Origin of the sequence: Bacillus sp. FF-1, from assembly GCF_028548245.1 — a bacterium.
Classification (GTDB): domain Bacteria; phylum Bacillota; class Bacilli; order Bacillales; family Bacillaceae_G; genus Bacillus_A; species Bacillus_A paranthracis.
The window spans coordinates 909,797-931,896 of sequence record NZ_JAQQGG010000001.1; the positions used below are offsets into that span (position 1 = coordinate 909,797).

The 22,100-nt window shown below is 32.7% G+C and carries 23 protein-coding genes and 1 pseudogene; 17 read left to right on the forward strand and 7 right to left on the reverse strand.

Features of this window, described 5'->3' with window-relative positions:
* Positions 1-89: 89 nt before the first annotated feature.
* The 4 genes from PQF83_RS04765 to PQF83_RS04780 all read left to right on the forward strand — a co-directional run bounded on the left by PQF83_RS04765 (position 90) and on the right by PQF83_RS04780 (position 3,469).
* Positions 90-587, forward strand: a complete 498-nt coding sequence (locus PQF83_RS04765) for a GNAT family N-acetyltransferase (protein ID WP_000617586.1) — start codon at positions 90-92, stop codon at positions 585-587.
* Positions 588-598: 11 nt separating this feature from the next.
* The gene (locus tag PQF83_RS04770) at positions 599-1,339 is read left to right on the forward strand and encodes a M15 family metallopeptidase (protein ID WP_000747656.1); all 741 of its coding nucleotides are present in this window, start codon (positions 599-601) and stop codon (positions 1,337-1,339) included.
* Positions 1,340-1,362: 23 nt separating this feature from the next.
* The gene (locus tag PQF83_RS04775; protein WP_000217581.1) at positions 1,363-1,809 is read left to right on the forward strand and encodes an NUDIX hydrolase; all 447 of its coding nucleotides are present in this window, start codon (positions 1,363-1,365) and stop codon (positions 1,807-1,809) included.
* A gap of 184 nt (positions 1,810-1,993) precedes the next feature.
* Complete coding sequence (locus tag PQF83_RS04780) at positions 1,994-3,469, forward strand: amidase family protein (protein WP_000405427.1); 1,476 nt, start codon at positions 1,994-1,996, stop codon at positions 3,467-3,469.
* A 45-nt stretch (positions 3,470-3,514) separates the two neighbouring features.
* On the opposite strand, the gene PQF83_RS04785 is transcribed toward PQF83_RS04780, so the two are convergent.
* Complete coding sequence (locus PQF83_RS04785) at positions 3,515-4,732, reverse strand: MFS transporter (protein ID WP_001172138.1); 1,218 nt, start codon at positions 4,730-4,732, stop codon at positions 3,515-3,517.
* Between the two features lie 273 nt (positions 4,733-5,005).
* Between PQF83_RS04785 and PQF83_RS04790 the strand changes: the two genes are divergently transcribed.
* The 6 genes and pseudogenes from PQF83_RS04790 (at position 5,006) to PQF83_RS04815 (ending at position 12,447) form a co-directional block, all read left to right on the forward strand.
* Positions 5,006-5,434: an NfeD family protein gene (locus PQF83_RS04790; RefSeq protein ID WP_000741985.1), complete on the forward strand. Its 429-nt coding sequence runs from the start codon at positions 5,006-5,008 to the stop codon at positions 5,432-5,434.
* Positions 5,435-5,436: 2 nt separating this feature from the next.
* Positions 5,437-5,961, forward strand: a pseudogene (locus tag PQF83_RS04795) (SPFH domain-containing protein); the annotation flags it as partial.
* A gap of 168 nt (positions 5,962-6,129) precedes the next feature.
* Positions 6,130-7,344 carry a tyrosine-type recombinase/integrase gene (locus PQF83_RS04800; RefSeq protein WP_048540258.1) on the forward strand — a complete coding sequence of 405 codons (1,215 nt, stop codon included), beginning with the start codon at positions 6,130-6,132 and terminating at the stop codon, positions 7,342-7,344.
* A 14-nt stretch (positions 7,345-7,358) separates the two neighbouring features.
* Positions 7,359-10,034, forward strand: a complete 2,676-nt coding sequence (locus PQF83_RS04805) for a hypothetical protein (protein ID WP_048540260.1) — start codon at positions 7,359-7,361, stop codon at positions 10,032-10,034.
* Between the two features lie 5 nt (positions 10,035-10,039).
* Positions 10,040-11,761, forward strand: coding sequence for a site-specific integrase (locus PQF83_RS04810; RefSeq protein WP_073531289.1), 1,722 nt, complete (start codon positions 10,040-10,042; stop codon positions 11,759-11,761).
* Positions 11,743-12,447: a hypothetical protein gene (locus PQF83_RS04815; protein ID WP_048540266.1), complete on the forward strand. Its 705-nt coding sequence runs from the start codon at positions 11,743-11,745 to the stop codon at positions 12,445-12,447. The genes PQF83_RS04810 and PQF83_RS04815 overlap by 19 nt, the downstream gene beginning before the upstream one ends.
* A 102-nt stretch (positions 12,448-12,549) precedes the next feature.
* Here PQF83_RS04815 and PQF83_RS04820 read toward each other — a convergent pair whose 3' ends face one another.
* From PQF83_RS04820 to arsB, 3 genes are all read right to left on the reverse strand, one after another.
* Positions 12,550-13,308: an adenylate/guanylate cyclase domain-containing protein gene (locus PQF83_RS04820; protein ID WP_048540268.1), complete on the reverse strand. Its 759-nt coding sequence runs from the start codon at positions 13,306-13,308 to the stop codon at positions 12,550-12,552.
* On the reverse strand, positions 13,308-13,883 hold the full coding sequence (locus PQF83_RS04825) for a Pycsar system effector family protein (RefSeq protein WP_048540270.1): 576 nt from the start codon (positions 13,881-13,883) through the stop codon (positions 13,308-13,310). Before PQF83_RS04825 ends, PQF83_RS04820 begins: the two co-directional genes overlap by 1 nt.
* A 253-nt stretch (positions 13,884-14,136) precedes the next feature.
* Positions 14,137-15,189 (reverse strand): ACR3 family arsenite efflux transporter, encoded by a 1,053-nt coding sequence (gene arsB, locus PQF83_RS04830; RefSeq protein WP_048540272.1) that lies wholly within the window; start codon positions 15,187-15,189, stop codon positions 14,137-14,139.
* 218 nt (positions 15,190-15,407) lie between these two features.
* Between arsB and PQF83_RS04835 the strand changes: the two genes are divergently transcribed.
* The 7 genes from PQF83_RS04835 (at position 15,408) to PQF83_RS04865 (ending at position 20,476) form a co-directional block, all read left to right on the forward strand.
* On the forward strand, positions 15,408-16,052 hold the full coding sequence (locus PQF83_RS04835) for a hypothetical protein (RefSeq protein WP_048540273.1): 645 nt from the start codon (positions 15,408-15,410) through the stop codon (positions 16,050-16,052).
* A 425-nt stretch (positions 16,053-16,477) separates the two neighbouring features.
* Positions 16,478-16,807, forward strand: a complete 330-nt coding sequence (locus PQF83_RS04840) for an ArsR/SmtB family transcription factor (RefSeq protein WP_048540277.1) — start codon at positions 16,478-16,480, stop codon at positions 16,805-16,807.
* 25 nt (positions 16,808-16,832) lie between these two features.
* Positions 16,833-17,234: an arsenate reductase (thioredoxin) gene (arsC, locus tag PQF83_RS04845; protein ID WP_048540279.1), complete on the forward strand. Its 402-nt coding sequence runs from the start codon at positions 16,833-16,835 to the stop codon at positions 17,232-17,234.
* A gap of 56 nt (positions 17,235-17,290) precedes the next feature.
* Positions 17,291-17,650, forward strand: coding sequence for an arsenite efflux transporter metallochaperone ArsD (arsD, locus tag PQF83_RS04850; protein WP_048540281.1), 360 nt, complete (start codon positions 17,291-17,293; stop codon positions 17,648-17,650).
* Positions 17,651-17,669: 19 nt separating this feature from the next.
* Positions 17,670-19,436 (forward strand): arsenical pump-driving ATPase, encoded by a 1,767-nt coding sequence (gene arsA / locus PQF83_RS04855; protein ID WP_048540300.1) that lies wholly within the window; start codon positions 17,670-17,672, stop codon positions 19,434-19,436.
* A 27-nt stretch (positions 19,437-19,463) separates the two neighbouring features.
* The gene (locus tag PQF83_RS04860; protein ID WP_048540283.1) at positions 19,464-19,745 is read left to right on the forward strand and encodes a HesB/IscA family protein; all 282 of its coding nucleotides are present in this window, start codon (positions 19,464-19,466) and stop codon (positions 19,743-19,745) included.
* A 278-nt stretch (positions 19,746-20,023) separates the two neighbouring features.
* Positions 20,024-20,476 carry a DUF4362 domain-containing protein gene (locus PQF83_RS04865; protein WP_048540285.1) on the forward strand — a complete coding sequence of 151 codons (453 nt, stop codon included), beginning with the start codon at positions 20,024-20,026 and terminating at the stop codon, positions 20,474-20,476.
* Between the two features lie 78 nt (positions 20,477-20,554).
* Here the strand turns inward: PQF83_RS04865 and PQF83_RS04870 are convergent, their stop codons facing one another.
* The 3 genes from PQF83_RS04870 to PQF83_RS04880 form a co-directional block, all read right to left on the reverse strand.
* On the reverse strand, positions 20,555-20,686 hold the full coding sequence (locus tag PQF83_RS04870; RefSeq protein ID WP_095209521.1) for a hypothetical protein: 132 nt from the start codon (positions 20,684-20,686) through the stop codon (positions 20,555-20,557).
* 18 nt (positions 20,687-20,704) lie between these two features.
* Positions 20,705-21,571, reverse strand: coding sequence for a permease (locus tag PQF83_RS04875; protein ID WP_048540287.1), 867 nt, complete (start codon positions 21,569-21,571; stop codon positions 20,705-20,707).
* 70 nt (positions 21,572-21,641) lie between these two features.
* On the reverse strand, positions 21,642-22,088 hold the full coding sequence (locus PQF83_RS04880; RefSeq protein ID WP_048540290.1) for a MarR family winged helix-turn-helix transcriptional regulator: 447 nt from the start codon (positions 22,086-22,088) through the stop codon (positions 21,642-21,644).
* Positions 22,089-22,100: the final 12 nt, after the last annotated feature.

The window sequence follows — 22,100 nt, forward strand, 5'->3', positions numbered from 1 at the left end:
TGGGAGATTTACAAAGGGATTTTCGGGAAAGTAGAGAAAATCTTTTTACAAGGAAAGCTTTTTATTATGAAATTGGTAGGGTGATTGAAGTGATTAGGGAAATCAAAGTAGAAGATGCAGCATCATTTTTGCAATTAAGTAAGCAATTAGATGAAGAAACAAAATTTATGTTGTATGAACCAGGAGAAAGGAAATTCACAGCCGAGCAACAAGAGCAAATGATTCAGCGTTTTGTAGAAAATAAATATGCAACAATATTGGTAGCAGTTGAAGAAGAGAGAATAGTAGGGTTTATTTTAGTGAATGGAAATCATATTCAAAGAAAGAGACATGTAGCAAGTATTGTAATTGGGATTTTGCAAGAGTATAGCGGGCGAGGTATTGGGACTAGATTGTTTAAAGAGGTCGAGAAGTGGGCAAGATTACATGATGTATGGCGTTTAGAATTAACGGTAATGGCCCACAATACAAGAGCTCAGGCACTATATAAAAAAGCTGGATTTGAGAAAGAAGGTGTCAAAAGAGCTGCTCTTATTATCGATGGAGAGAACATCGATGAGTATGAAATGGCCAAATTATTAAAATAAGAGGTCGTTATATGAAAAAAAGATGGATACTACTTGGTATCGTAGCGGCGATACTCATTGTTGGAGTAGCAGGAATCAATTATAAAATGTATAAGGATAAGCAAGCGCGCGAGGTGAATGTAAATAACATATTTCCGAAAGCGAAAGAAACGATTGCGAATATGGATGGAGATATTGCAGTAATTAGTAATCCGAATTCAATGCTTGTGCTTGTGAATAAAAGTAGGCGTTTACCAGACGGGTATAGACCGCCAGATTTAGTTATTCCGAAAGTGCGCTATTCTAGTGAAGGTGATCAAGAAAAGAAAAAAATGAGGAAAGAGGCGGCCGGTGCGCTTGAGGAAATGTTTCAGCAAGCGGATAAGGAGCGTGTTTTCTTATTTGCAGTCTCTGGATTTAGATCTTTTGATCGGCAAAAAGCGTTAAATACAATGTATAAAAAACAAGATGGAGAAGCCAAAACGGCAATGTCGAGTGCAGTTCCTGGAACGAGTGAACATCAAACAGGACTAGCTATGGATATCACATCACAATCTGCTAAGTTTCAGTTAGAGACAATTTTTGGTGAAACGAAAGAAGGGCAGTGGCTTTCTGAAAATGCCTATAAATTTGGTTTTGTCATTCGATATACAAAAGAGAAAGAATCGATTACGGGCTATCGATTTGAACCATGGCACGTGAGGTATGTGGGAAATCCACAAGCTACATATTTATATGAAAATCAACTGACACTTGAAGAAGTAGCGCAGTGAACAATTGAGGGGAGAGAAGGATTATGACGGTGTTATATAAGAAGAAAGTACACGCATATGTGACAAGAGAAAAAGAAGGAGCTATGCAACTGCTTGTTTTTAAACATCGCGATACACCTGAAGCTGGTATACAAGTGCCAGGGGGAACAGTTGACGAAGGGGAAACGCTAGAAGCAGCGATTTTACGTGAAGTACAAGAAGAGTCTGGGTTACGTCATTTATGCATAGAACGATTCCTAGCTGATTACATCATACATGTGAGAGAAAAAAAGGAATATGAAAAACGCCATTTCTTTCACGTAACATTACTAACAGATGTAAAAGATCGTTGGGAACATATTGTAAGTGCTGGTGAGGAAGATGAAGGCTTAGTATTTTGCTACGAATGGATTGATATTGCGAAATACCCTGAATTAGCAGGGAAACAAGGTGAGTTTTTACATTTGTTAGATGAGGTATACGTGCAGTAATAATAGGGTCTGAGGCGAAGGTGAAATCGTTTCAGACTTTTTTTATTTTTCAGGAAATAAAAGGTTTTTACATCGGTAAGTTGAATTCTTATAGAGGGATTGTAGTTGTATATGTGAGGAGCGGAGAAAATGAAAAAGTAATAGAGATATGCTATCAATAAAGGTTTATAGAAGGAGAATGAAAATGGAGATTCAGTTCAATACACTACTACAAAAAGAATTAACAATTCATGATATACAAAGAGCGATGGAAGATGGAAAGTTAACTTCAAAAGAACTAGTTATGTATTACCTTCATAGAATCGCAAAGTATGATCAAGATGGACCGGAAATTAATTCTATTTTAGAAATCAATCCAGACGCCATCTTTATTGCTGAAGCGTTAGATTATGAAAGAAAGATTAAAGGTAAAAGAGGTCCATTACATGGTATACCGGTTTTACTTAAGGATAATATTGAAACGAATGACTCTATGCATACAAGTGCAGGTACAATTGCGCTAGAACAACATATAAGTAGTGAAGATGCATTTCTCGTTACGAAGCTGCGAGAAGCAGGAGCAGTGATAATAGGGAAAACAAATATGACAGAATTAGCAAATGCAATGTCATTTGAAATGTGGGCTGGATATAGTGCAAGAGGTGGGCAAACAATAAACCCTTACGGTACGGGTGAGGATGATATGTTTGTTGGTGGCTCAAGTACAGGATCTGCCATAGCAGTTGCTGCTAACTTTACAGTAATATCGGTTGGAACAGAAACGGATGGTTCTATTTTGAGTCCAGCTGTTCAAAACTCTGTAGTCGGTATTAAACCGACTGTTGGTTTAATTAGTCGTAGAGGTACTATTCCATTTACGTATTCGCAAGATACAGCAGGACCATTTGCTAGAACGGTAACAGATGCGGCTATTTTGTTAGGGAGTTTAACTGGGGTAGATGAGAAAGATGTAGCCACTTATAAAAGTGAAGGGATAGCAGAGCATGATTATACAAAATACCTTGATGTTAATGGTTTAAATGGAGCGAAAATTGGTGTATATAGCAATGCACCAAAAGAGTATTATGAAACTGGTGAGTATGATGAAAAATTGTTTAAGGAAACGATTGAAGTATTGCGTATTGAGGGAGCGACAGTAGTAGAGGATATTAATATTCCGTCTTTTCATAGAGAATGGAGCTGGGGTGTATCGCTTTATGAATTAAAGCATAGTTTAGATAACTATCTTTCGAAATTGCCTTCTACTATACCAGTGCATTCTATTTCAGAGTTAATGGAGTTTAATGAAAACATAGCAGAAAGAGCTCTGAGATATGGACAAACTAAGTTAGAAAGAAGAAAAGATTTTCCTAATACGTTAAGAAATCCAGAGTATTTAAATGCAAGATTAGAAGATATATATTTTTCACAAGAACAAGGCATTGATTTTGCACTGGAAAAATATAATCTTGATGCGATTCTATTTCCTTCTTATATAGGCTCCACTATATGTGCGAAAGCAGGTTATCCGTCTATAGCAATACCTGCGGGATATATGGATAACGGGAGACCATTTGGAATTACGCTTGCAAGCACTGCTTTTCGTGAGGGGACTTTAATTAAACTCGCATACGCTTTTGAACAAGCGACAAAGCATCGGAAATCTCCTAACTTATCATAAATAAAATAAATAGGGCAGGAAATCCTGTCCTATTTATTTTGTTCATTAAAGTGACATGTTTTTTTGCTTTGTCTTATCATATTTTAATAAGTTAAATGATAAACAAGCAGAGCACAATATAAGGATTGAAGCGAGAATATAGATCGTACGAACACCGAACAAATCGGTAATAATGCCAACACTCAGCATAGAAAGGCCAGAAGCTGTTGAGAGAAGAGCGCCGTGAGCTGTATACATCTTTGATAATAAAGATGGAGCGACGCTGGATTGTAAAACAGTTGTTTGAGAAATATCTCTAATTTGGTAACATGGGCCCATTAGAATGCATAGGAACAGCGCAATGAATCCGCTACTTGTTATACCATATAAAAATGTAAGAATACTAAACAGAAGAGAGCCTATCGCCATAGAGCGTATTAAATTGTTTTGAATGTATGTACTCATTTTCCACGCTAATAGACCGCCAATTAACGTCCCAACATAATAACTTGTATTAATAAATCCCCACCATTCTTCTCCTTTATGAAGGACAGTTGTTACATAAGCCATCGTAATAGCACCGATCCATATCGTCCCTGCAAAAGTTTCAATTAAGTCCATACATGTAACAGTACGGAGAGAAGAGTTTTGAAATAAGAGCTTCCAACCTTCCAATAAAGCAGCACCTTTTGAAGAAGAAGGCTCTATTACTCGTTCAGTATGTATGGACCGTAAGGAAATATGTAATGCAACACATCCGAAAATCATCAAAATATTATTCATCATGAGTGTAGAAGAAGCACCGATAAGAAGCACAATAACACTTGTAAATGAATAAGCAGCGGCTTGTGCAATTTGTGTGGAAAAGGAAAAAATACTATTTACTTTTACTAATTTTTCTTTCGGTGTAAGGCGCGGAAGAATACCGTATAGTAATGGAGCGCTCCAGCCACTACATAATGAAATGAAAAAAATGAAAATGAATAGTACTACAATGTTTGTGGAAAGGACCGGGAATAATATCATGAATAAAAATAATAGAGCAGTTTTTATCCATTGTAGTGTAAACAGTAATGAATAAGATGAAAAACGATTCATTATAAGTGGTGCAGATGTATTTGCTATAAGATTAGTTATGACTTGTAATAATGGAAAAAGAGCAGTTAATGTAGCTGATTTCGTTGTGATATACATATGAGTTGTAATAATCATTACGTATACGATGTCAGCGAGAGTAATGCATATTTTCGATCCTAAATAGTAAGTCAATGAACGTTTTTGCAATAAGTATACACCCTTTCTGGGGAAAATATGACAGTAGTTATAATCATTATAATTTGAAAAATAAATTTTGAAAGAATTAAATTTTTTGTCACTTTTTGAAAGGGATTTTCATGTATAATGAAGAATATATTAATATAGTATTTTAATAATACTCATTGTAACAGTGAAAATGTACAATAGCTTGTAGTAAGCGCCCACGTATGAGAAAGGGCGGATAAACCATTCTTTTCTTCATATACATATAGAAAATGAGAAAGAAAGTGAGGGTTGCAAATGGCTGCTTGGGTAATTTGGTTTATAATAGCTGGTATTTTATTTATTGCGGAAATGCTGTCGATTACATTTTACATGCTTTGGCTTGGAATTGGAGCTGTTGTCGGAGGTCTTATTGCTTTGTTTGCTCCTGAAGCACTACTGTTACAAGTTGTTGCTGGTGCGATTGTAAGTTTAACGTTGACTTTCTTTACGAAAAGAATATCAAAAAACTTTCGAGAAGCAAAAGGTTTTACTGATACAGTAGATATGTTAGTCGGTAAAAAAGGGATTGTTATGCAAGCGATTACAAATGAAACGAACGGTATTGTGAAGGTGAATGGAGATACTTGGACAGCTGTTGCAGATGCTCCAATTGATACTGGAGAAAAAGTTGTTGTTATAAAGAGAAATAGTACTATATTACAAGTGAAAAAGGAGAGTGAATAAATATGGTAGCATTAACGTTAACGATTATTTTTGCACTAATTGTTGTTACATTTATCGCATTAACAATTAAAATTATTCCACAGCAAAAAGTTGGAGTCGTTGAAAGATTTGGTAAGTTTCAGCGTGTGATGCAGCCAGGATTAAATTTATTAATCCCGATTGTGGATCGCGTTCGCGTATATCACGACTTGCGTATTCAACAAACGAATGTACCACCGCAGAAGGTAATTACGAAAGATAATGTACAAGTGGAAATTGATACAATTATTTTCTATCAAGTCGTTGAACCGGAACTTGCGACATATGGTATTTCGAACTATGAATACGGTGTACGTAACATTACTTCAGCAACGATGCGTCAAATCATTGGTAAAATGGAACTGGATGAAACGTTATCTGGTCGTGAAAAAATTTCAACAGAAATTCGCTTAGCACTTGATGAAGCTACAGAAAAATGGGGCGTTCGCATTGAACGTGTTGAAGTTGTCGATATTAATCCGCCGAAAGATGTGCAAGCATCAATGGATTATGCGGATAGCTTTTTGGGAATTAAGAAAATTGATAGATTAATTGCCTGGATTTGTTGATATATGAAGGGTTTTGTAATTTCCTAAAGAATAATAGAATTAGTGATATAACAAGTAACCCTATGGAAGAGGAGTTGCTTTTTTTCGTTTTATGGGGGAGGAAGAAAAATGAGATATAAGGTTCAAGAAGATAATATACCTTCTATTAATGGAGAAGGGGGATATGAAAGAGTCATTACTATAATGATAGAAAGTAAAGAAACAGGAAGAAAATACCCTAGTCCTGTAACAGATTTTATTAAAACCATGTATGAGTATAGAGGGAAGTCATTTAACTATCAAAAGGATGTAGCAACTACTATATGTATATTTTTAAATTTTATAGGAGATAAAGTAAAAGAGGAGGATAAAACATTTCTTTCTTTAAGAGATAAGGGATTATATGGATTGAAATATATCCATGGAAGTAGATTTATAACCAGTCTTTCTGTAGAGAGAAAAAATAGAAGAGAGACAGTGGAAAAGAGAGAACTTATTTTAACTGCTTTTTATGAATATCTGATAAAGCAAGGCATAATTGAACCTGAATTTGAATTAGAGAGAAAACTCATAAAAGGTTCAAATAAGCAAACATTAGAGTCACCTTTCCGCCATCCTGCATTTAGTACTGTTTATCCGCCAAAAAATAAAAAACCAAGTAATACTTTAACACATTTAAATGATAGATTGATAAATGAGTTCCTGCAATTAGCTAAAATAATGTATCCATCTATGGTATTAGGCATCTATATGCAAATGTTTGGCGGTTTGAGAAGGGGAGAAGTAGTTAATCTAACGATTGATGCTGTACATCGAGAAAGTAAATCGGTGACACTGGATGTGTTTGATAGACAAGACTTATTATTTGGGAATGTAAATACTGCACATTCACAGGTAAAGAAAGAACGTAAACAACCACTATTTTATAATCCTTTATTTGAATTACTATTTGAAGATCATATGAAACAATTGTTAAAAGTAAAGAATAGACATAAAAAGGCACTCTTTATTAATAAAGAAGGAGCTCCAATGACAGGTGAAGTGTATTCAAAATGGTTTAATGACATTAAAAAACATTTTATAGCATTACTTAAACAAAATCCTAGCCGATATGGTGATTATCTATTACTTAAAGACTCCAGTTGGTCTACACATATAGGTAGAGGAGTATTTACTAATTTATTATTTACAAAAACAAAATTGTCTCCAGCTCAAGTAGCTGCGGCCCGTGGTGATAGCACATTAGATGCAGTAATGTCATATGTAGATCAATTAACAATCAAAGAGGAACTATCAGACGCAATCAATAATTTGTCTCTAGTTGAAATCTATGTAGAGGATTGAAAAGGAGTGGAATAATGGAGAGAGACTACATCAAAATAAAAGAATTGCTAACGAATCCAAAATATAAGCATATTCAAAATAAAAAGTCTAGAGATCAACTTCGAAGTTTAGTTGTAAAAGGTTTAGTGAAATATAAAGGTAGAAAAATAGAATTAAATAGTTTAGAAGCATTTATAGAGGAAGAAAACGACATTATTCAAAATCATTATAATCTTAAAGAAGCAACCCAATTGCTAGGGATAAAAAGTGCGAAAGGAGATAAAATAGATGCAATTTTTAGTAATTTAGGATTACCCATAAAGACCATTAATTATACAATTGCTTCTATTAGAAATCACAGAAGATTTATAAGAAAAGAAATCCTTCATCAATTTTTAGAACATCACAAAACAAGATTAGAGCTAATGAAAAAATTTCCTAAAATAAGTACGAGTGCGTTACTTTATATTGAAGCAAGGTGCAATATTACTCCTATTCAGATTAATGGAAGGGTTTTTTTCTATCGGAATGAAGATTTTAATCAAATAAAGGAAGAAATAATAAGAAAACAGGAAGAAGAGAAATTATCTGGATCAAGAGTTACTTTAACAAAAGAGAAAACATTACAGTTGTTGAATATGACAGAACCGCAATTTAGAAGAATGTTAAAAGAATACCGTATTAATTCAATAAACCCCACTAATCGAGCTGTTTTTTATTTAAAAAAAGACGTACAGTATTATGTTCAAAAACAAGAGGAATTTTGGAATAGACACTATACTAATGCAGAAACTTTAGAAATTCTTGGTTCAAGGAGTGCTTTAGAATCCCCCTGTTCGTTGGAGCGACATAAAATTCCAAGATATGCTCGTTATAAGGGGTTATCAACCATTGAACATGCCTTTTTAAAACAAGATGTTGAGAAACGAAGAGAACAACGTCAAGTAGAACAGCAATTAGAAAATACTTCGCTAGAAAGCCACTATGAAAATTTTAAGTATAGGCTGAAACTGTTAAAAATATCATTTGGGGAGCAAACAAAATATACAAAAGAAAAATGGTTTACACATGTTTTTGAAATACTACATTCCTCTCATGCCGCAGAAAAAACAATGAATAGCAAAATTAAAAATTTCGTAAAAGTAACGCAACTTATTATTAAACTCCTAAAGGAGAATGAAGTGACAGAAATTTATGCTCTTACTTCGAATGATATTAATTTATTTATGAATCATAGTATGAGTGATTCGACCCCAAGAAGAGCTATCTTGTGTAAGTTTTTAGAAAAGGTGAATTATGATGTAGTTGAAGATGGGTATGCGAAAAAATCATTCAATATAAATAAAATCAACATACCAAAACAAAAGAAAAAAGACCCCTTGAGTGAAGGGGAACAAGAAATATACAAATACGATATATATAAGGATTTAAAAGAGTATGTAAATGAATTTGATATTCATTTGGAAAAAAGTGTTCGTATGTTGATTGAAGAAAATGATAGTACATATGCTTCAACATGGTTGTATGTAATCATTCATTTAAATAACGCATGGAGGCATGGAGACGTCACATCATTTAAACGAATAGATTTGACGAATATATATATTCCTAGCGTCCAGGACATGATTAATTATAGAGTTGATTTCCAAACGGCACGTTTAATTGTAAATCGAGTGCGACAACAAGAATTACTTATTTCTAAGACACAAGTAAAAGGATATTTTATTTGTTCTGACGATTTAGCAGAAGCATTTGCTACAGTTGTTTTATTGTTGGAATCTTATTATCAACAACAAGGTTCTAATCATCCTTTTCTAATAAACTTTAATACGAAATATAATATGTTTACTGATCGACATCATAAAGTGTTTTTTTCTAATTTTAAACATAAAGATAATTTTTCTTTTTCATCAAGAAAAATGAATGAAACACTAATGACAATTATTTATATTCTCCTTGCACAACAAGAGAAAGGTGAAAAATCGGCAACATTGGTGAAATTAATGAGAAGACATAAGGATGTAGAAACAATTAAACATTATGTTCATATTCCGAAAGAAGAATTTCATTTTTTAACTAAACAACTGTTTCAAAGAGGAGAATTCGGATTTATTCCTGATCTTTTTCTTGAGAAAGTATTGGGGAAATCATCAAATAGAGAAAAAAGAACAAATGAAATTATAGAATTAACTCAAAAATTTGGTGACATATTTAAAATTGAATCAACCGCAGGATTTATGAATGAGTTTGATGAGAAGCAAAAATCAGTAGTCGATTATATTAGAGGGAAAACATTAGAAGAAGCAACGAGAGAATTACATTTATTGTATACAGAACAATTACCAAGTCGAAATGAGAATGTGCACTGTTTGTTTGGAAAATCTGGTTGTAAAAATACTCATCTAGAAAACTGCTTTCATTGTCCTTATGCTATTCCAACCTTTTATGCATTAAGTTCACTTGGGGAAAGTATTGTTGCAAGAATCAAGGATTATGTGAATGAAACAAGAACAGGGATGAAATTAAAAAAATCGAATCTTATTCATTTGGAATTGAAGCTATTATCAGAAGCGATAAAAGAATTCGGAAAAGAAATAGTTTATGATTTTATAAAACCAAACGCAGAAGAATTTCGTGCACTTGTCAATCAAGTACCATATCCAAAAGAAATAGATTCTCGTTTTATGACCTTATCAAGTAAAAGGAAGTGAGACATATGCAAGATATAGAATTTGATTTTTTTGAGTATGAAATAGACTTTGATAGTTTCTCAGATGAACGTTTTGATTTGAAGAAAAGTATAGAAGAAGCAATAATTATTTATGAAAGTTTAGTTGAAGAAGGTATTGTTTTACAGGGGGATTTTGAAAGCGAGAAATGGATTTGGTTGATGGAAGAAAGAGCTGCAAGAGCTCACTTTAATTTTGAAAGATTACAGAATATGATTAAATTTCAAAGTCATATTTCAGAGGATTTTGTACTTATCGTTAAGTGTTGGATTCTTAATTTGAGTAGACAATTTTCAATTAAACACATTCGTGGTATATATGCTAATATTTTGGTTTTTTTACAAATTACAAATTATTTTAAAGACTCACCTGATGTGGTGGAAGAAAGAATTCGTGATTTAGCTGAAGTTTCTAAAACTAAGAGAAGTAAGGTGACAAGTTGGTTGTTTTTTCTTGACTTCTGTGAAATAGAGCAGTTACAGAAATATAAGAACCTATTTATTTCTTTAAAAAACAGTCTTTCCGCCGAAACGAGAGTCAGGGAACTTCCTAGAGCAATAGACGTTTTTAAATTGGCTAATTGTATAGAAAAATATTTTAAAGAGGATTTATCAAAAGAAGAGCTTTTGTTTTTCCTTCCAGTGAAGTTGTGGTGGAAAATAACAAATATTATACCTATGCGGCCTATAGAGTTTTGTAATATAAAAAGAGATTGTATCAATCGTGATGGGAATCGCTTCTTTTTACGACTACCTCGTAGAAAAAGAAATCCTAATTTTGAAAAAAAGACGTTAGGTGTAACTGATACGTTAGAAATAGATAAGGAAATGTACGAACTAATTAATAATTATATCAATTTAACAGTAGGCTATGGAAAAACCAAAACACTTATTTCTTACCCTTCTATTGTATTCGCTGCTAAAAAATTTAAACTAACAGGCAGAGAAAATAAAATATACCATGAAATTTTTAATTGGCAAGCTTTATCTACGTTAGTAGGAAGATTTTATGAAGATATAGTGTTCAAAAAATATAAATTAACAGTAGAAAAGAAAGTAAATTTAAATGATACTCGGCACATTACGTTTACTTCATTACTTTTGCAAGGTATATCACCAATAGAAATTGCGAGACTGGGTGGACATACAACATTAAAAGCACAATATCATTATCAACAAAATATCGGGTTCTATGTGGATACAGAAATTTATAAACTATCGAAAGATGGTATAAAAGGATTAGATTTTGAAGATATCGTAATAAGAGAAAAGATAAACAATATGCCAGTTTCTCCTCCAGTTCCCTTAAATGAATGTGTTGAAATGGATTTAGGTCACTGTACAGATTTATCAATGCCTTGTGAACATTCTAGACACTGTGTGTTTTGCTCCAAATGGTGGGTGGAACCAAAGCGGGAAAATATTGAAAAACAAAAAGAGATAATACGTCAAGAAACCATTAAACCTTCTGTAGAAAAAATTAAAGAAAAGGCAGCTTTTATTTATCAAATGCATCAAGAACTTAAATTAGAGAGCTTTGGTAAAGAAGTTGATATAAGACCACATACAGAAAGAAAAATAAATGAACAAGCAAACGAATTAAATGCTTTAATACAGCAGTTATTTGTAGCATTAAAGTCAAATGAAGACGTATTAGAAGTAAGTAATTTAATTGAGAAAGAGGAAGAAAAATGGCTGGAAAACCAATAGTATTCGATGAACAAGAGTTACATGAAATTATTCAATTACGATTAAAGGAGTTAAATGGTAACCATTTAAAGCTAACATATAACAGTGTGTTTCAATTAAATAAACAATTGGTAAAAGATAAGAAAATAAGGGCAAATGGTGTCCCTTTTAAAGGATATTCACAGGATTTTTGGTCAAAGGAATATCGAGGTTCTCCATATCGAGGAAAAGAACTAATCGACGAAATGAAAAATAAGACATTAATTGAAGTGGTTGATGGTAGTTTTGGAAAGGATTTTGTTGATATCGCAAAATTAGTAGATGATCATCATACTAACCCACAACAATTAGCAAAAAAAATTATGCGTTTAATGGAGAAAGACAGAAAATCAATCAAAGAATTAAACAAAGAAAATATAGAACTTTTAAAAGAAAAACGTAAACTTCAAGAGGAAATCGAACAACTGCAAAAGGGGATAATAACACTTTTTCATCATAGCAAATCGCATAAAAACTCTCTTGTCAATGTTATGAACATGGGAAAAACGGCTGACCCTGTTGTGAAGGATGTATTAATGTCTATGTTTGCTGGTGATATGACTCTTCTTTATAATTTTAATGATAATGAAACAAAAAAAGAGGAAATGAAAGTAGTTCCATTAAAAGAAAGCAATTCAGGTTCTATTGCAGACGATTATGGTTTTTAAAGAAGAAACTGCTAACAGAATAAAAAACAAAAGAGCTTAGAACTTCTAAGCTCTTTTATTTTTGTAATGTTGAAAAGTATAATTAACAAATTAATCATACATTCAGTCCTTCATTCCATCATCAATCCATTTATTAAAATGTGTTTTGACTGGTTTGCCATGATAATACGTTCCATAAGAACTATCGTATACTCTTGTCCACCAGTTCTCCACACCGTCATTGGGTTGTAATTTTTTTTGGACTTCTATGTAGTTTGAATAAAACGTACTAGACATTACAATTGCACCAATTCCATTTTTATTACCTAAATCAGACAATTTAGCGGCTATCGTTACAGATTCACCAATCCAAACTAAGTTATTAATTGCAGAGGATTTTCTACCTGCTTTAACAGCTAAAGTTTTATTTGTTGCTAAACCAATCCCTGCTTTTATCGTAGGAAGGCTTCTTTCCTCTAGTAGTTTATTCAACATTTTCATATAAGTATTTATATGAAAAGCTCGATTTGCAATATCATAAAGATCTTTTTGAAGCGGTGTTGAATATACCGCATATACACAGTCTCCGCGTATTCCAATTTCTTTTAAATCATTATCCGTATCTTTTCTTAAAATTTCTATAATTTCAGAAGTAAATCCTCGTATTACTTTCGCTATATCTACATCATTTTCTCCTGAAAACAGAGTCGTTGAATCTCTTAAATCTACAAAAATAGCACCAGCCCAAGCTTTATAACCATTAGTATAGGTGAAATCTTCATCTCGTGGGAATTTATCTACTTCATTAACTTTATCTGTATTATCAAGAATTTCTTCTACTTTTTTCTTACGTTCCTTATAGTCATAATCTTTGAAATCCATTACTTAAATCCCCCTAGCATCACTAAAATCATTCCCATTACATATAAAATTAGTACGCCTCCAATTCCAAGAGCAGCACATTTAATACCTTTACTGTAATAAGAATACTTAATTGTACAAATTTTGGCGTTTACATAAATTTGTGACAAAATATCTGTTATTTCGTCATCGTCTTGAGAGTTATTCATTTTATCTTTAAATTCTCTAAAGTTATTTTTAGCTATACTTTCGAAAAAATAAAGTGAATCATTATAAATGCCTTCATATGCTAGTGTATCTTTACTTAATCGAGGAACCAGCACTCTAACTAAGCAATAAACTCCATATATAAAAATAACCCACGAAATAACAAATAATAATAGATATAAAAGATTTGCAAAATTAATGTGTTGAAGGGGTTGTGAAAGAATCTGTTTTAACATTTTAATAGAATTCTCTGATGTAAATATTGTAAGAAATACACCAAGTACTGCAATTACAATAGATGCTTTAGTATCACAACTTTTAATCCAGTCGAGATGTCGATCTAAACGATCGGTCAGATTGCTTTTATCTAAAGAATTATTTCCTGCCATAAATATTCACCTCCTAAAAGCTTATTATTTATATTATATAATATCTTTAAGAAGATTTAACAACATTTAACAGCATTTGCATTGCTTTTATTTAATTTTTATTGGTTCAATAAAAACTTAATTGCTAAAAAACGAATGAAATTATATTGTAGTAAAAAAGATAGATAAAGAAAATAACGCTTTATCTATCTTAATTGTTTATTTATATAATGTTTTAATTTTATATAAATTCTCTTTTTAGTACCACATAAAATTATAATGATTTTCTATGCGAAAACTTGTCTCTTAATTTTAAAGCTACGTTAACCAGTGCAATTAATACAGGAACTTCTACTAATGGGCCGATAACTGCTGCGAAGGCTGCACCTGAGTGAATGCCAAATACTCCAACTGCAACTGCGATAGCTAATTCAAAGTTGTTACTTGCTGCTGTAAATGATAAAGAAGTAGCAACAGGATAACTTGTTCCCATTTTCTTAGATAAGAAGAATGAAACAAAGAACATTAAGATAAAGTAAATAAGTAATGGGATTGCAATTCGTACAACATCCATTGGTAACTGAACAATCATTTCACCTTTAATAGAGAACATCACTACAATCGTAAATAGTAAAGCGATTAAAGTTAATGGACTAATACGAGGGACGACCGTCGATTCATACCATTCGCGTCCTTTTGTTTTTACAAAAATAAATCGTGTTAACATACCTGAAATAAATGGAATACCTAAATAAATACCAACACTTTTTGCGATTTCACCCATTGAAATATCTACAACAAAGCTATCCATACCTAACCATCTCGGTAATACTGTGACGAATACATATGTGTATACAGAGTACAGTAAAATTTGAAAAATGGAATTAAAGGCAACAAGACCTGCAGTATATTCACGGTCACCTTGTGCGAGATCATTCCACACAATCACCATAGCAATACAACGTGCTAAACCAATCATGATTAAACCAACCATATATTCTGGATAGTCTTGTAGAAAGACGATTGCTAATACAAACATTAAAATCGGCCCAATGACCCAGTTTTGAAATAAAGATAATAATAGCACTTTCCAGTCCTTAAATACGCGCCACATTTCCTCGTAGCGAACTTTTGCTAGTGGTGGATACATCATAATAATGAGTCCGATTGCAATTGGAATAGACGTTGTTCCTACTTGTAAAGAATTTAGGTGATCAACAAAACTTGGTGATACATAGCCAATGAATACACCTAATGCCATAGCTAGGAAAATCCACAACGTTAAATAGCGGTCTAGAAAAGATAAATTCTTACTGACTTTCCCCACTCTATTCTCCTCCTTGATACATATTGTTGTTCACTTATATAAGTATACGCTTATATTAGCGTTTGATTATATGTTTTTCAAGTATTTTGAATGGACAAGAAATTTTTAGTCAGAGAGATGAATATTGTAAAATATGAAACTAATGTTTTTTCGGATTTTTATATTATTAATCGGAGGGAAGAGATATAATTATTTAAAAACGGTAAAGGGAGTTATCCATGAAGGGAAAAGAATTTTTGGATTATATATTAGTGCAGCAATATCAAAATAGTGCTACATATAAAATTGGTAAGACTAATAAACAAAGTCATTTAAAATATAGCCTTAAACATACATCAGTTTTCAATTTAACAGATATGGATAGTGAGGGAAGTAAACCAGGTAATTATAAAACAATCGCACATGAGGTAGGGCATTTGGTTAATAATATTAATAATCCCAGTTGGTTTAAAAAGTTATTATTATTTCAATACTTATTTTTTACTTTTGCAGGTATAAGTATAATTTATGCTCTTTTTTACTTAGGTTATATTTATATACAAGGATTCTCGTATGATGTATTGTATGTTTTTTTGGTAGTCATGAGCTTAGTATCAGTAACATTGGGTGGTTATTTTGCTGCTATAAAAACGAAAGATGAGGAGTTTGCAGATCAAAATGCTGAATTGTTAATTAATAAATATTTAAAGGATGCACTCAAACATTATGGGAATTCTGGAAATGTACTACAAATCTACAACAGTACCTTAAAAGTATTACAGGAAGAAAGCAAGAAGTTTCGAAATAATTATAGAGTCATAATTACTGCTGTCTCACTAGTACCCTTGATAGGGTTAGTTATCGCACATGTTACTAACATGTAATTAATATTTTAGTTTTATATATAATGTTATTAATAAGTGTAAAAATATCAATAAAAAGAAACTAACCAAAAATATTAGATTTTGATAAATGATATAAATATAGAGGATGAAAAAATATGTGGATAACATACTAATGTAATACATTGCTTTGAATAAACTACTGAAATATAAGTTATTAATCCTAATACGACAATAACTGAACAGTAAACAAGCATATAAAGAAAATAAAATGAATAATAAAATATATTTCAAAATCATCCCTCCTTTTTTTGAGAATAATTAATTGGATTGAATTGTCAAGGTAATCCTTATAAAAACGTTCTTATAAATTTATAAGAACGTTTTTTAGTGAATAATGGGTTCTTTTTGGTTGAATATATAAGCAAATGCTTATATACTTATGATGTAGAAAAGGAGGTTGAGATATGCAAAAAACAACATTAGAAATTGAAAAGGTATCAAGTATCCTGAAATTACTAGGAGATAAAACGCGATTAGCAATAATGCGAATGGTATATGAACAAGAATATTGTGTTTGTAACTTTGTAGATATATTTAAAATGAGCCAACCTTCTATTAGTCAGCATGTACGCAAGCTAAAAGATGCGGGACTTGTAAAAGAAGAAAGACGTGGACAATGGATTTATTACTCCATAAATATAGAAAGTGAATACTATGAATTGGTTCAAGATATGATTCGTCATGTAGACCTACCTCAAGGTGCAACTACTTGTGATGATAACTGCTGTAACTAACAGAAATATTAGGAGATGAACAAACATGACAAAGAAAACAATCTATTTCTTATGTACAGGTAACTCTTGCCGTAGCCAAATTGCTGAAGGATTTGGAAAAACATACTTAGGAGATACATGGAATGTATACTCTGCAGGAATTGAAGCACATGGTGTGAACCCAAATGCAATTAAAGCAATGAATGAAGTAAATATTGATATTACAGGTCAAACATCAGATATAATCGACCTCGACATTTTAAATAAAGCAGACCTTGTTGTGACATTGTGTGGACATGCGAGAGATGTATGTCCAACAATTCCTCCACATGTGAAACATGAACATTGGGGATTTGATGATCCAGCAGGACAAGATTGGTCAGTGTTTCAACGTGTGCGTGACGAGATTAGTGCACGCATTAAGAAATTTGCAGAAACAGGTGAGTAATCAAAAACATAGCCGAGAATTCGTTCTCGGCTTCTTATATAGGAGGGGAAAGAACTATGAAAAAAATTGAAATTTATGATCCAGCAATGTGTTGTTCAACAGGTGTTTGTGGTCCAAGTGTAGACCCTGAGTTAATTCGAGTTTCTGTGGCTGTTAACAATTTAAAAAATAAAGGTTTTGATATTACACGTTACAACCTAGCAAGTGAACCAGATGCATTTGCTTCAAATGAAATGATTAGTAAATTGTTAATGGAAAAAGGTCCTGAAGTACTTCCTGTTACTCTTGTTGATGGTGAAGTAGTGAAAGAACAAACACACTTATCAAATGATGAATTTGTTACATTAACAGGATTAACAGAAGAAGAGTTAAGTCAAAAGCCTCGTGTACGTTTAGGTTTAAACGTGAAAAAGTAAAGAGAAAGAAGGTATGGACATGACTCGTTTATATAATCCACAGACAATAGAATTTACGCCATTTTTATTTTTTACTGGAAAAGGTGGTGTGGGGAAAACATCAACTGCATGTGCAACGGCAGTTACATTAGCTGATAAAGGAAAACGTGTGTTACTTGTAAGTACAGACCCAGCTTCAAACTTACAAGACGTGTTTAATATGGAACTAACGAATCATCCAGTAGAAATTCCTAGTGTAAACAATTTATTCGTAGCAAATTTAGACCCTGAAACAGCGGCAAATGAGTATAAAGAGCGTGTGGTGGGTCCGTATCGTGGAAAACTTCCAGAAGCGGTTATTAATCAAATGGAAGAACAACTATCAGGAGCATGTACTGTAGAAATTGCTGCATTTGACGAGTTTTCATCGTTATTAACAAATAAAAAACTAACAGAACAGTACGATCATATTATTTTCGATACAGCACCAACAGGTCATACATTACGTCTTCTTCAACTTCCAACGGCATGGAGTGGGTTCTTAGAAGAAAGTACACATGGTGCTTCTTGTCTTGGGCCACTTGCTGGATTAGGTGAGAAGAAAAAATTGTATGAAGCAACAGTTACCGCTCTATCTAGCGGGAAACAAACAACGTTGGTGTTAGTAACCCGACCAGATATATCTCCATTACAAGAAGCGGCAAGAGCCTCAAAAGAACTTGGAGACATTGGTGTACAGAATCAAATGTTACTCATTAATGGTATGATGCAAAATCATGTGAAAGAGGATGAAGTATCAAAAGCGTTCTATGAGAGACAAACAAAGGCATTAGAACAAATGCCAAATGAATTGAAACAAATTATAACTTACGAGGTTCCTTTAGCGCCATTTAATATCACTGGTATTGAAAATCTTCGCAAGTTATTCATGGATAATGCTACTTTTAATGTAGGTACATTAGAAGAAAAAGAAATAAAAACAACACCTTTAAAAGACTTGATTGAGAATATACACCAAACAGGACAACGGGTGATTTTCACAATGGGAAAAGGCGGTGTAGGTAAAACAACGGTCGCATCTACAGTCGCGGTTGGTTTGGTAGAAAAGGGACACAAGGTTCATTTAACGACTACTGATCCAGCGGCTCACTTAGAACATGTTATGCACCATGAATCCCTACATGGAAATCTATCTGTAAGTCGTATTGATCCTAAGGTCGAGGTAGAAAATTACCGAGAAGAGATTCTAAATCAGTCAAGAGAGTTGTTAGGCGAAGAAGGTTTAGCATATTTAGAAGAAGATTTACGATCTCCTTGTACAGAAGAAATTGCAATCTTCCGTGCGTTTGCCAATATTGTAGAAAAAGCAAATAATGAAATTGTTGTTATTGATACAGCACCAACAGGACATACATTATTACTTTTAGATGCGGCACATTCATATCATAAGGAAATTGAACGTTCTACGGGTGAAGTTCCAGTTTCGGTACAGCAATTGTTACCACGTCTTCGTAATCCGAAAGAAACAGGAGTTGTGATTGTTACGTTAGCAGAAGCTACACCTGTATTTGAAGCGAGTCGTCTACAAGAAGATTTAAAACGTGCGAGTATTACACCAACTTGGTGGGTTATTAATCAAAGTTTATATGCAACAAACACAAAAGACCATATTTTACAGGGTAGAGCGATGTCCGAAATAGAGTGGATGCGTGAAATTGAAAAAAAATCGAATGAACAATATGTGGTGATTCCTTGGAAAGCACAAGATATTGTTGGCTATGAAAATTTGAAACACTTAACAGTGTAAAAATAAAAAAGAAGAGGAGAGAATACTATGATTATTACAGATGGAGCAAAGGCATATATTGAAGAGGTTATGAAAGAACACGGTGTATCCACATTACGTTTTTCATTTGAAGGTGCAGGATGTTGCGGGCCGAGTTGGGGAATGGCGTTAGCTACAGCACAGGAAGATGATATTGTACAAACAATTAATGGGGTAGAGATCGCAATTGATAAAAAAATTGTAGATACAGTAGATAAACTGACTATTGATTTTGAAGGAAAAGGCGAAGAATCAGGGTTAGTCTTCCACGGTGGAGAAAGCTGCTGTTAAATATTAAATAGTTCTTTTGTTTTAAAGCAAAAGTAATCATATAAAAATAAAGACCAAATCATTATGCGATTTGGTCTTTATTTTTGCTGATAAATCAATAAAAGTACTTGTGTGTAATCCAGTTCGTATCTTTTTAATAAGGTAATGTTATTAAATCATTATTTAAAATAGCTAAAGGGAAATGTAATTATATTTTAGAATTAAAGCAATGAAGGATGAATGTTGGAATATATTAAAGGTTAAGGGGATGAACCTAAATAATCAGTTTGGAGGAGAAAATGAAAAAATTGTTCTTCACTGTGATTCTATTTTTGATTGTTATTACTACCTTCGGTTGTTCAAATAGTAAAGGCTATAGTTCTAAGGAAGCAATAAAAAGAGGCGACATTGTGTATCAACAAAGCAAAGTTGCTAATTTAGCAAGATTTGAACAGTTCTTAATGAATCTATCTAACAAAAAAGAAGATACGATACGAGTGACAAACTATACACATGAAGGAGACCCGATATTTCAAGATTTGAAATTTGATGGAAAATCCTTGAAATATACTTATGACAATTTAAGCGATCAATTTGCTGGGGAAAATAAAAGTGTAGAGACTGATGTTTGTAAAGAAATAATTAAGAAAGAAATTGAACAGGGAGAAATTGAGTTTTTTGTAAGTGGTTGTGCAAAACAGCAGGATTCCTTTCTTTTTCGTGTGGAAAAAAGTAAATTAAAACATGATTGAGTAATGATATAAGAAATGATATTACGCAATAGAAAAACATCTGACGCATAGGCAGATGTTTTTCTTATTATATATTTATTATTTACAGCACTTTGATTTATTATCAGTGTTTTTAGAAGTTGAATCATTCTTTTCTTCTTTTACTTCCTCAATTTTAATACTGCAACAATCTTTTTCTTTGCTCTGAAATAGTTTTTTAAAGATACTCATGGTAATTCCTCCTCTGTTTTATATGAAATAAAATAAAAATCCTGAAAGTGTTGCCATACTCATTACTGAAAGAATAAATGCTACGACTAATTTCTTTTTGAAAATACTGTTTAGCAATGTTATCTCTGGTAAACTTGCACCCGCAGAACTAATCATTAATGCCATAACTGGACCTAATGCCATTCCTTTTGCAATCATGATTTGCGAGATTGGAATCATCGTAGAAAGACGAATATATAATGGGATACCAATAATAGCAGCAATCGGAACAAGCCACCAATTATCACCTCCTAAATAGTTTGTAATCCATTCAGTAGGTACAGCTCCGTGAATAACAGCTCCAATTAGTGCACCAAAGATTAGGTAAGGATATACTGTCTTCATTAATTGAAACACTTCAACAAAAGCGTTTTTTAAGCTAAATGATTGTGTTTTTTCTTCATATCCACTCATAATTACCTGTTTGACTTCTGTTTCGAATCCTAATTTTTCAAGTGTGTAGCCAATGATAATGGATAATAGGGATGTAATGACCGTATATGTAAGCGTCACTTTTACACCTAGCGTTGCAGTCATAAGTGTTAATATCGTTGGATCAAGGACTGGTGAAGAGAACAGAAATACCATAACTGTTCCAAATCGAATTTTTTTGTTCAATAAGTTCACAACAATTGGAATCGTTGAGCAAGAGCAAAATGGTGTAATAAAAGCAAATACGATAGCAATGAAAGAACTGTATAGAAAGTTTGATTTAGAGAGCAATACGTCTAGCTTGTCGTATGGCAAAAAGCTTTGAATGACTTGAATAAAGAACGAAATACCAACAAATAAGAGCGTTAATTCAAGTGCGATAGAAAAGAAATCGCGAAGAATGGTTTCCCACATGTTAATTCCCCCTTTTAAAATAGTTGCATTTTGCAAGTATTGGTTTAAAATAAAGAGCAAAATACTTTGCTCAAGCAAGTGGCTTACAGCAAACATCAGTATCTTGCATTGCGTTGTTTAACAACTGAATAGAATTTAATATCATATCTTTTTCAAATGGACTCATTTTTGAGAACACTTCATTTAAATATTGATTCATTTGTTCATTGATTGTAGTAACAGCAAATGTTCCCTCTGTGGTTAGGGACAAGGTATAAATTCTTCGGTCTTGTGGAGAAGGCGTTTTTGTAACAAATTTTCCTTTCACAAGTGTTTGGATTTGTCTGCTAAATGTTGTAATATCCATACCTAGAGTTTCTGATACGGTTTGCATAGAGGGTTGATCACGTTTGCTAATTTCATATAAGATGTGGCTTTGAACAAGTGAAATCTCTACCCCACCAATACTACAACAGTTTTTATTTAAAAAACCAAAACGTCTTGCGAATACTTGAAATAGTTCTCTTGCATCGTTCATTACTAATTCCTC

What these genes read in the sequence shown, in the direction of transcription:
- PQF83_RS04805 (WP_048540260.1), top strand. Translation starts at nt 7,359, where the DNA reads ATGGAGAGAGACTACATCAAAATAAAAGAATTGCTAACGAATCCAAAA.
- PQF83_RS04810 (WP_073531289.1), top strand. Translation starts at nt 10,040, where the DNA reads ATGCAAGATATAGAATTTGATTTTTTTGAGTATGAAATAGACTTTGAT.
- PQF83_RS04870 (WP_095209521.1), bottom strand. Translation starts at nt 20,686, where the DNA reads ATGAGTATCTTTAAAAAACTATTTCAGAGCAAAGAAAAAGATTGTTGC.
- PQF83_RS04775 (WP_000217581.1), top strand. Translation starts at nt 1,363, where the DNA reads ATGACGGTGTTATATAAGAAGAAAGTACACGCATATGTGACAAGAGAA.
- PQF83_RS04780 (WP_000405427.1), top strand. Translation starts at nt 1,994, where the DNA reads ATGGAGATTCAGTTCAATACACTACTACAAAAAGAATTAACAATTCAT.
- PQF83_RS04875 (WP_048540287.1), bottom strand. Translation starts at nt 21,571, where the DNA reads ATGTGGGAAACCATTCTTCGCGATTTCTTTTCTATCGCACTTGAATTA.
- PQF83_RS04820 (WP_048540268.1), bottom strand. Translation starts at nt 13,308, where the DNA reads ATGGATTTCAAAGATTATGACTATAAGGAACGTAAGAAAAAAGTAGAA.
- PQF83_RS04800 (WP_048540258.1), top strand. Translation starts at nt 6,130, where the DNA reads ATGAGATATAAGGTTCAAGAAGATAATATACCTTCTATTAATGGAGAA.
- PQF83_RS04860 (WP_048540283.1), top strand. Translation starts at nt 19,464, where the DNA reads ATGATTATTACAGATGGAGCAAAGGCATATATTGAAGAGGTTATGAAA.
- PQF83_RS04835 (WP_048540273.1), top strand. Translation starts at nt 15,408, where the DNA reads ATGAAGGGAAAAGAATTTTTGGATTATATATTAGTGCAGCAATATCAA.
- PQF83_RS04790 (WP_000741985.1), top strand. Translation starts at nt 5,006, where the DNA reads ATGGCTGCTTGGGTAATTTGGTTTATAATAGCTGGTATTTTATTTATT.
- PQF83_RS04865 (WP_048540285.1), top strand. Translation starts at nt 20,024, where the DNA reads ATGAAAAAATTGTTCTTCACTGTGATTCTATTTTTGATTGTTATTACT.
- PQF83_RS04840 (WP_048540277.1), top strand. Translation starts at nt 16,478, where the DNA reads ATGCAAAAAACAACATTAGAAATTGAAAAGGTATCAAGTATCCTGAAA.
- PQF83_RS04815 (WP_048540266.1), top strand. Translation starts at nt 11,743, where the DNA reads ATGGCTGGAAAACCAATAGTATTCGATGAACAAGAGTTACATGAAATT.
- arsD (WP_048540281.1), top strand. Translation starts at nt 17,291, where the DNA reads ATGAAAAAAATTGAAATTTATGATCCAGCAATGTGTTGTTCAACAGGT.
- PQF83_RS04770 (WP_000747656.1), top strand. Translation starts at nt 599, where the DNA reads ATGAAAAAAAGATGGATACTACTTGGTATCGTAGCGGCGATACTCATT.
- PQF83_RS04880 (WP_048540290.1), bottom strand. Translation starts at nt 22,088, where the DNA reads ATGAACGATGCAAGAGAACTATTTCAAGTATTCGCAAGACGTTTTGGT.
- arsC (WP_048540279.1), top strand. Translation starts at nt 16,833, where the DNA reads ATGACAAAGAAAACAATCTATTTCTTATGTACAGGTAACTCTTGCCGT.
- PQF83_RS04825 (WP_048540270.1), bottom strand. Translation starts at nt 13,883, where the DNA reads ATGGCAGGAAATAATTCTTTAGATAAAAGCAATCTGACCGATCGTTTA.
- arsA (WP_048540300.1), top strand. Translation starts at nt 17,670, where the DNA reads ATGACTCGTTTATATAATCCACAGACAATAGAATTTACGCCATTTTTA.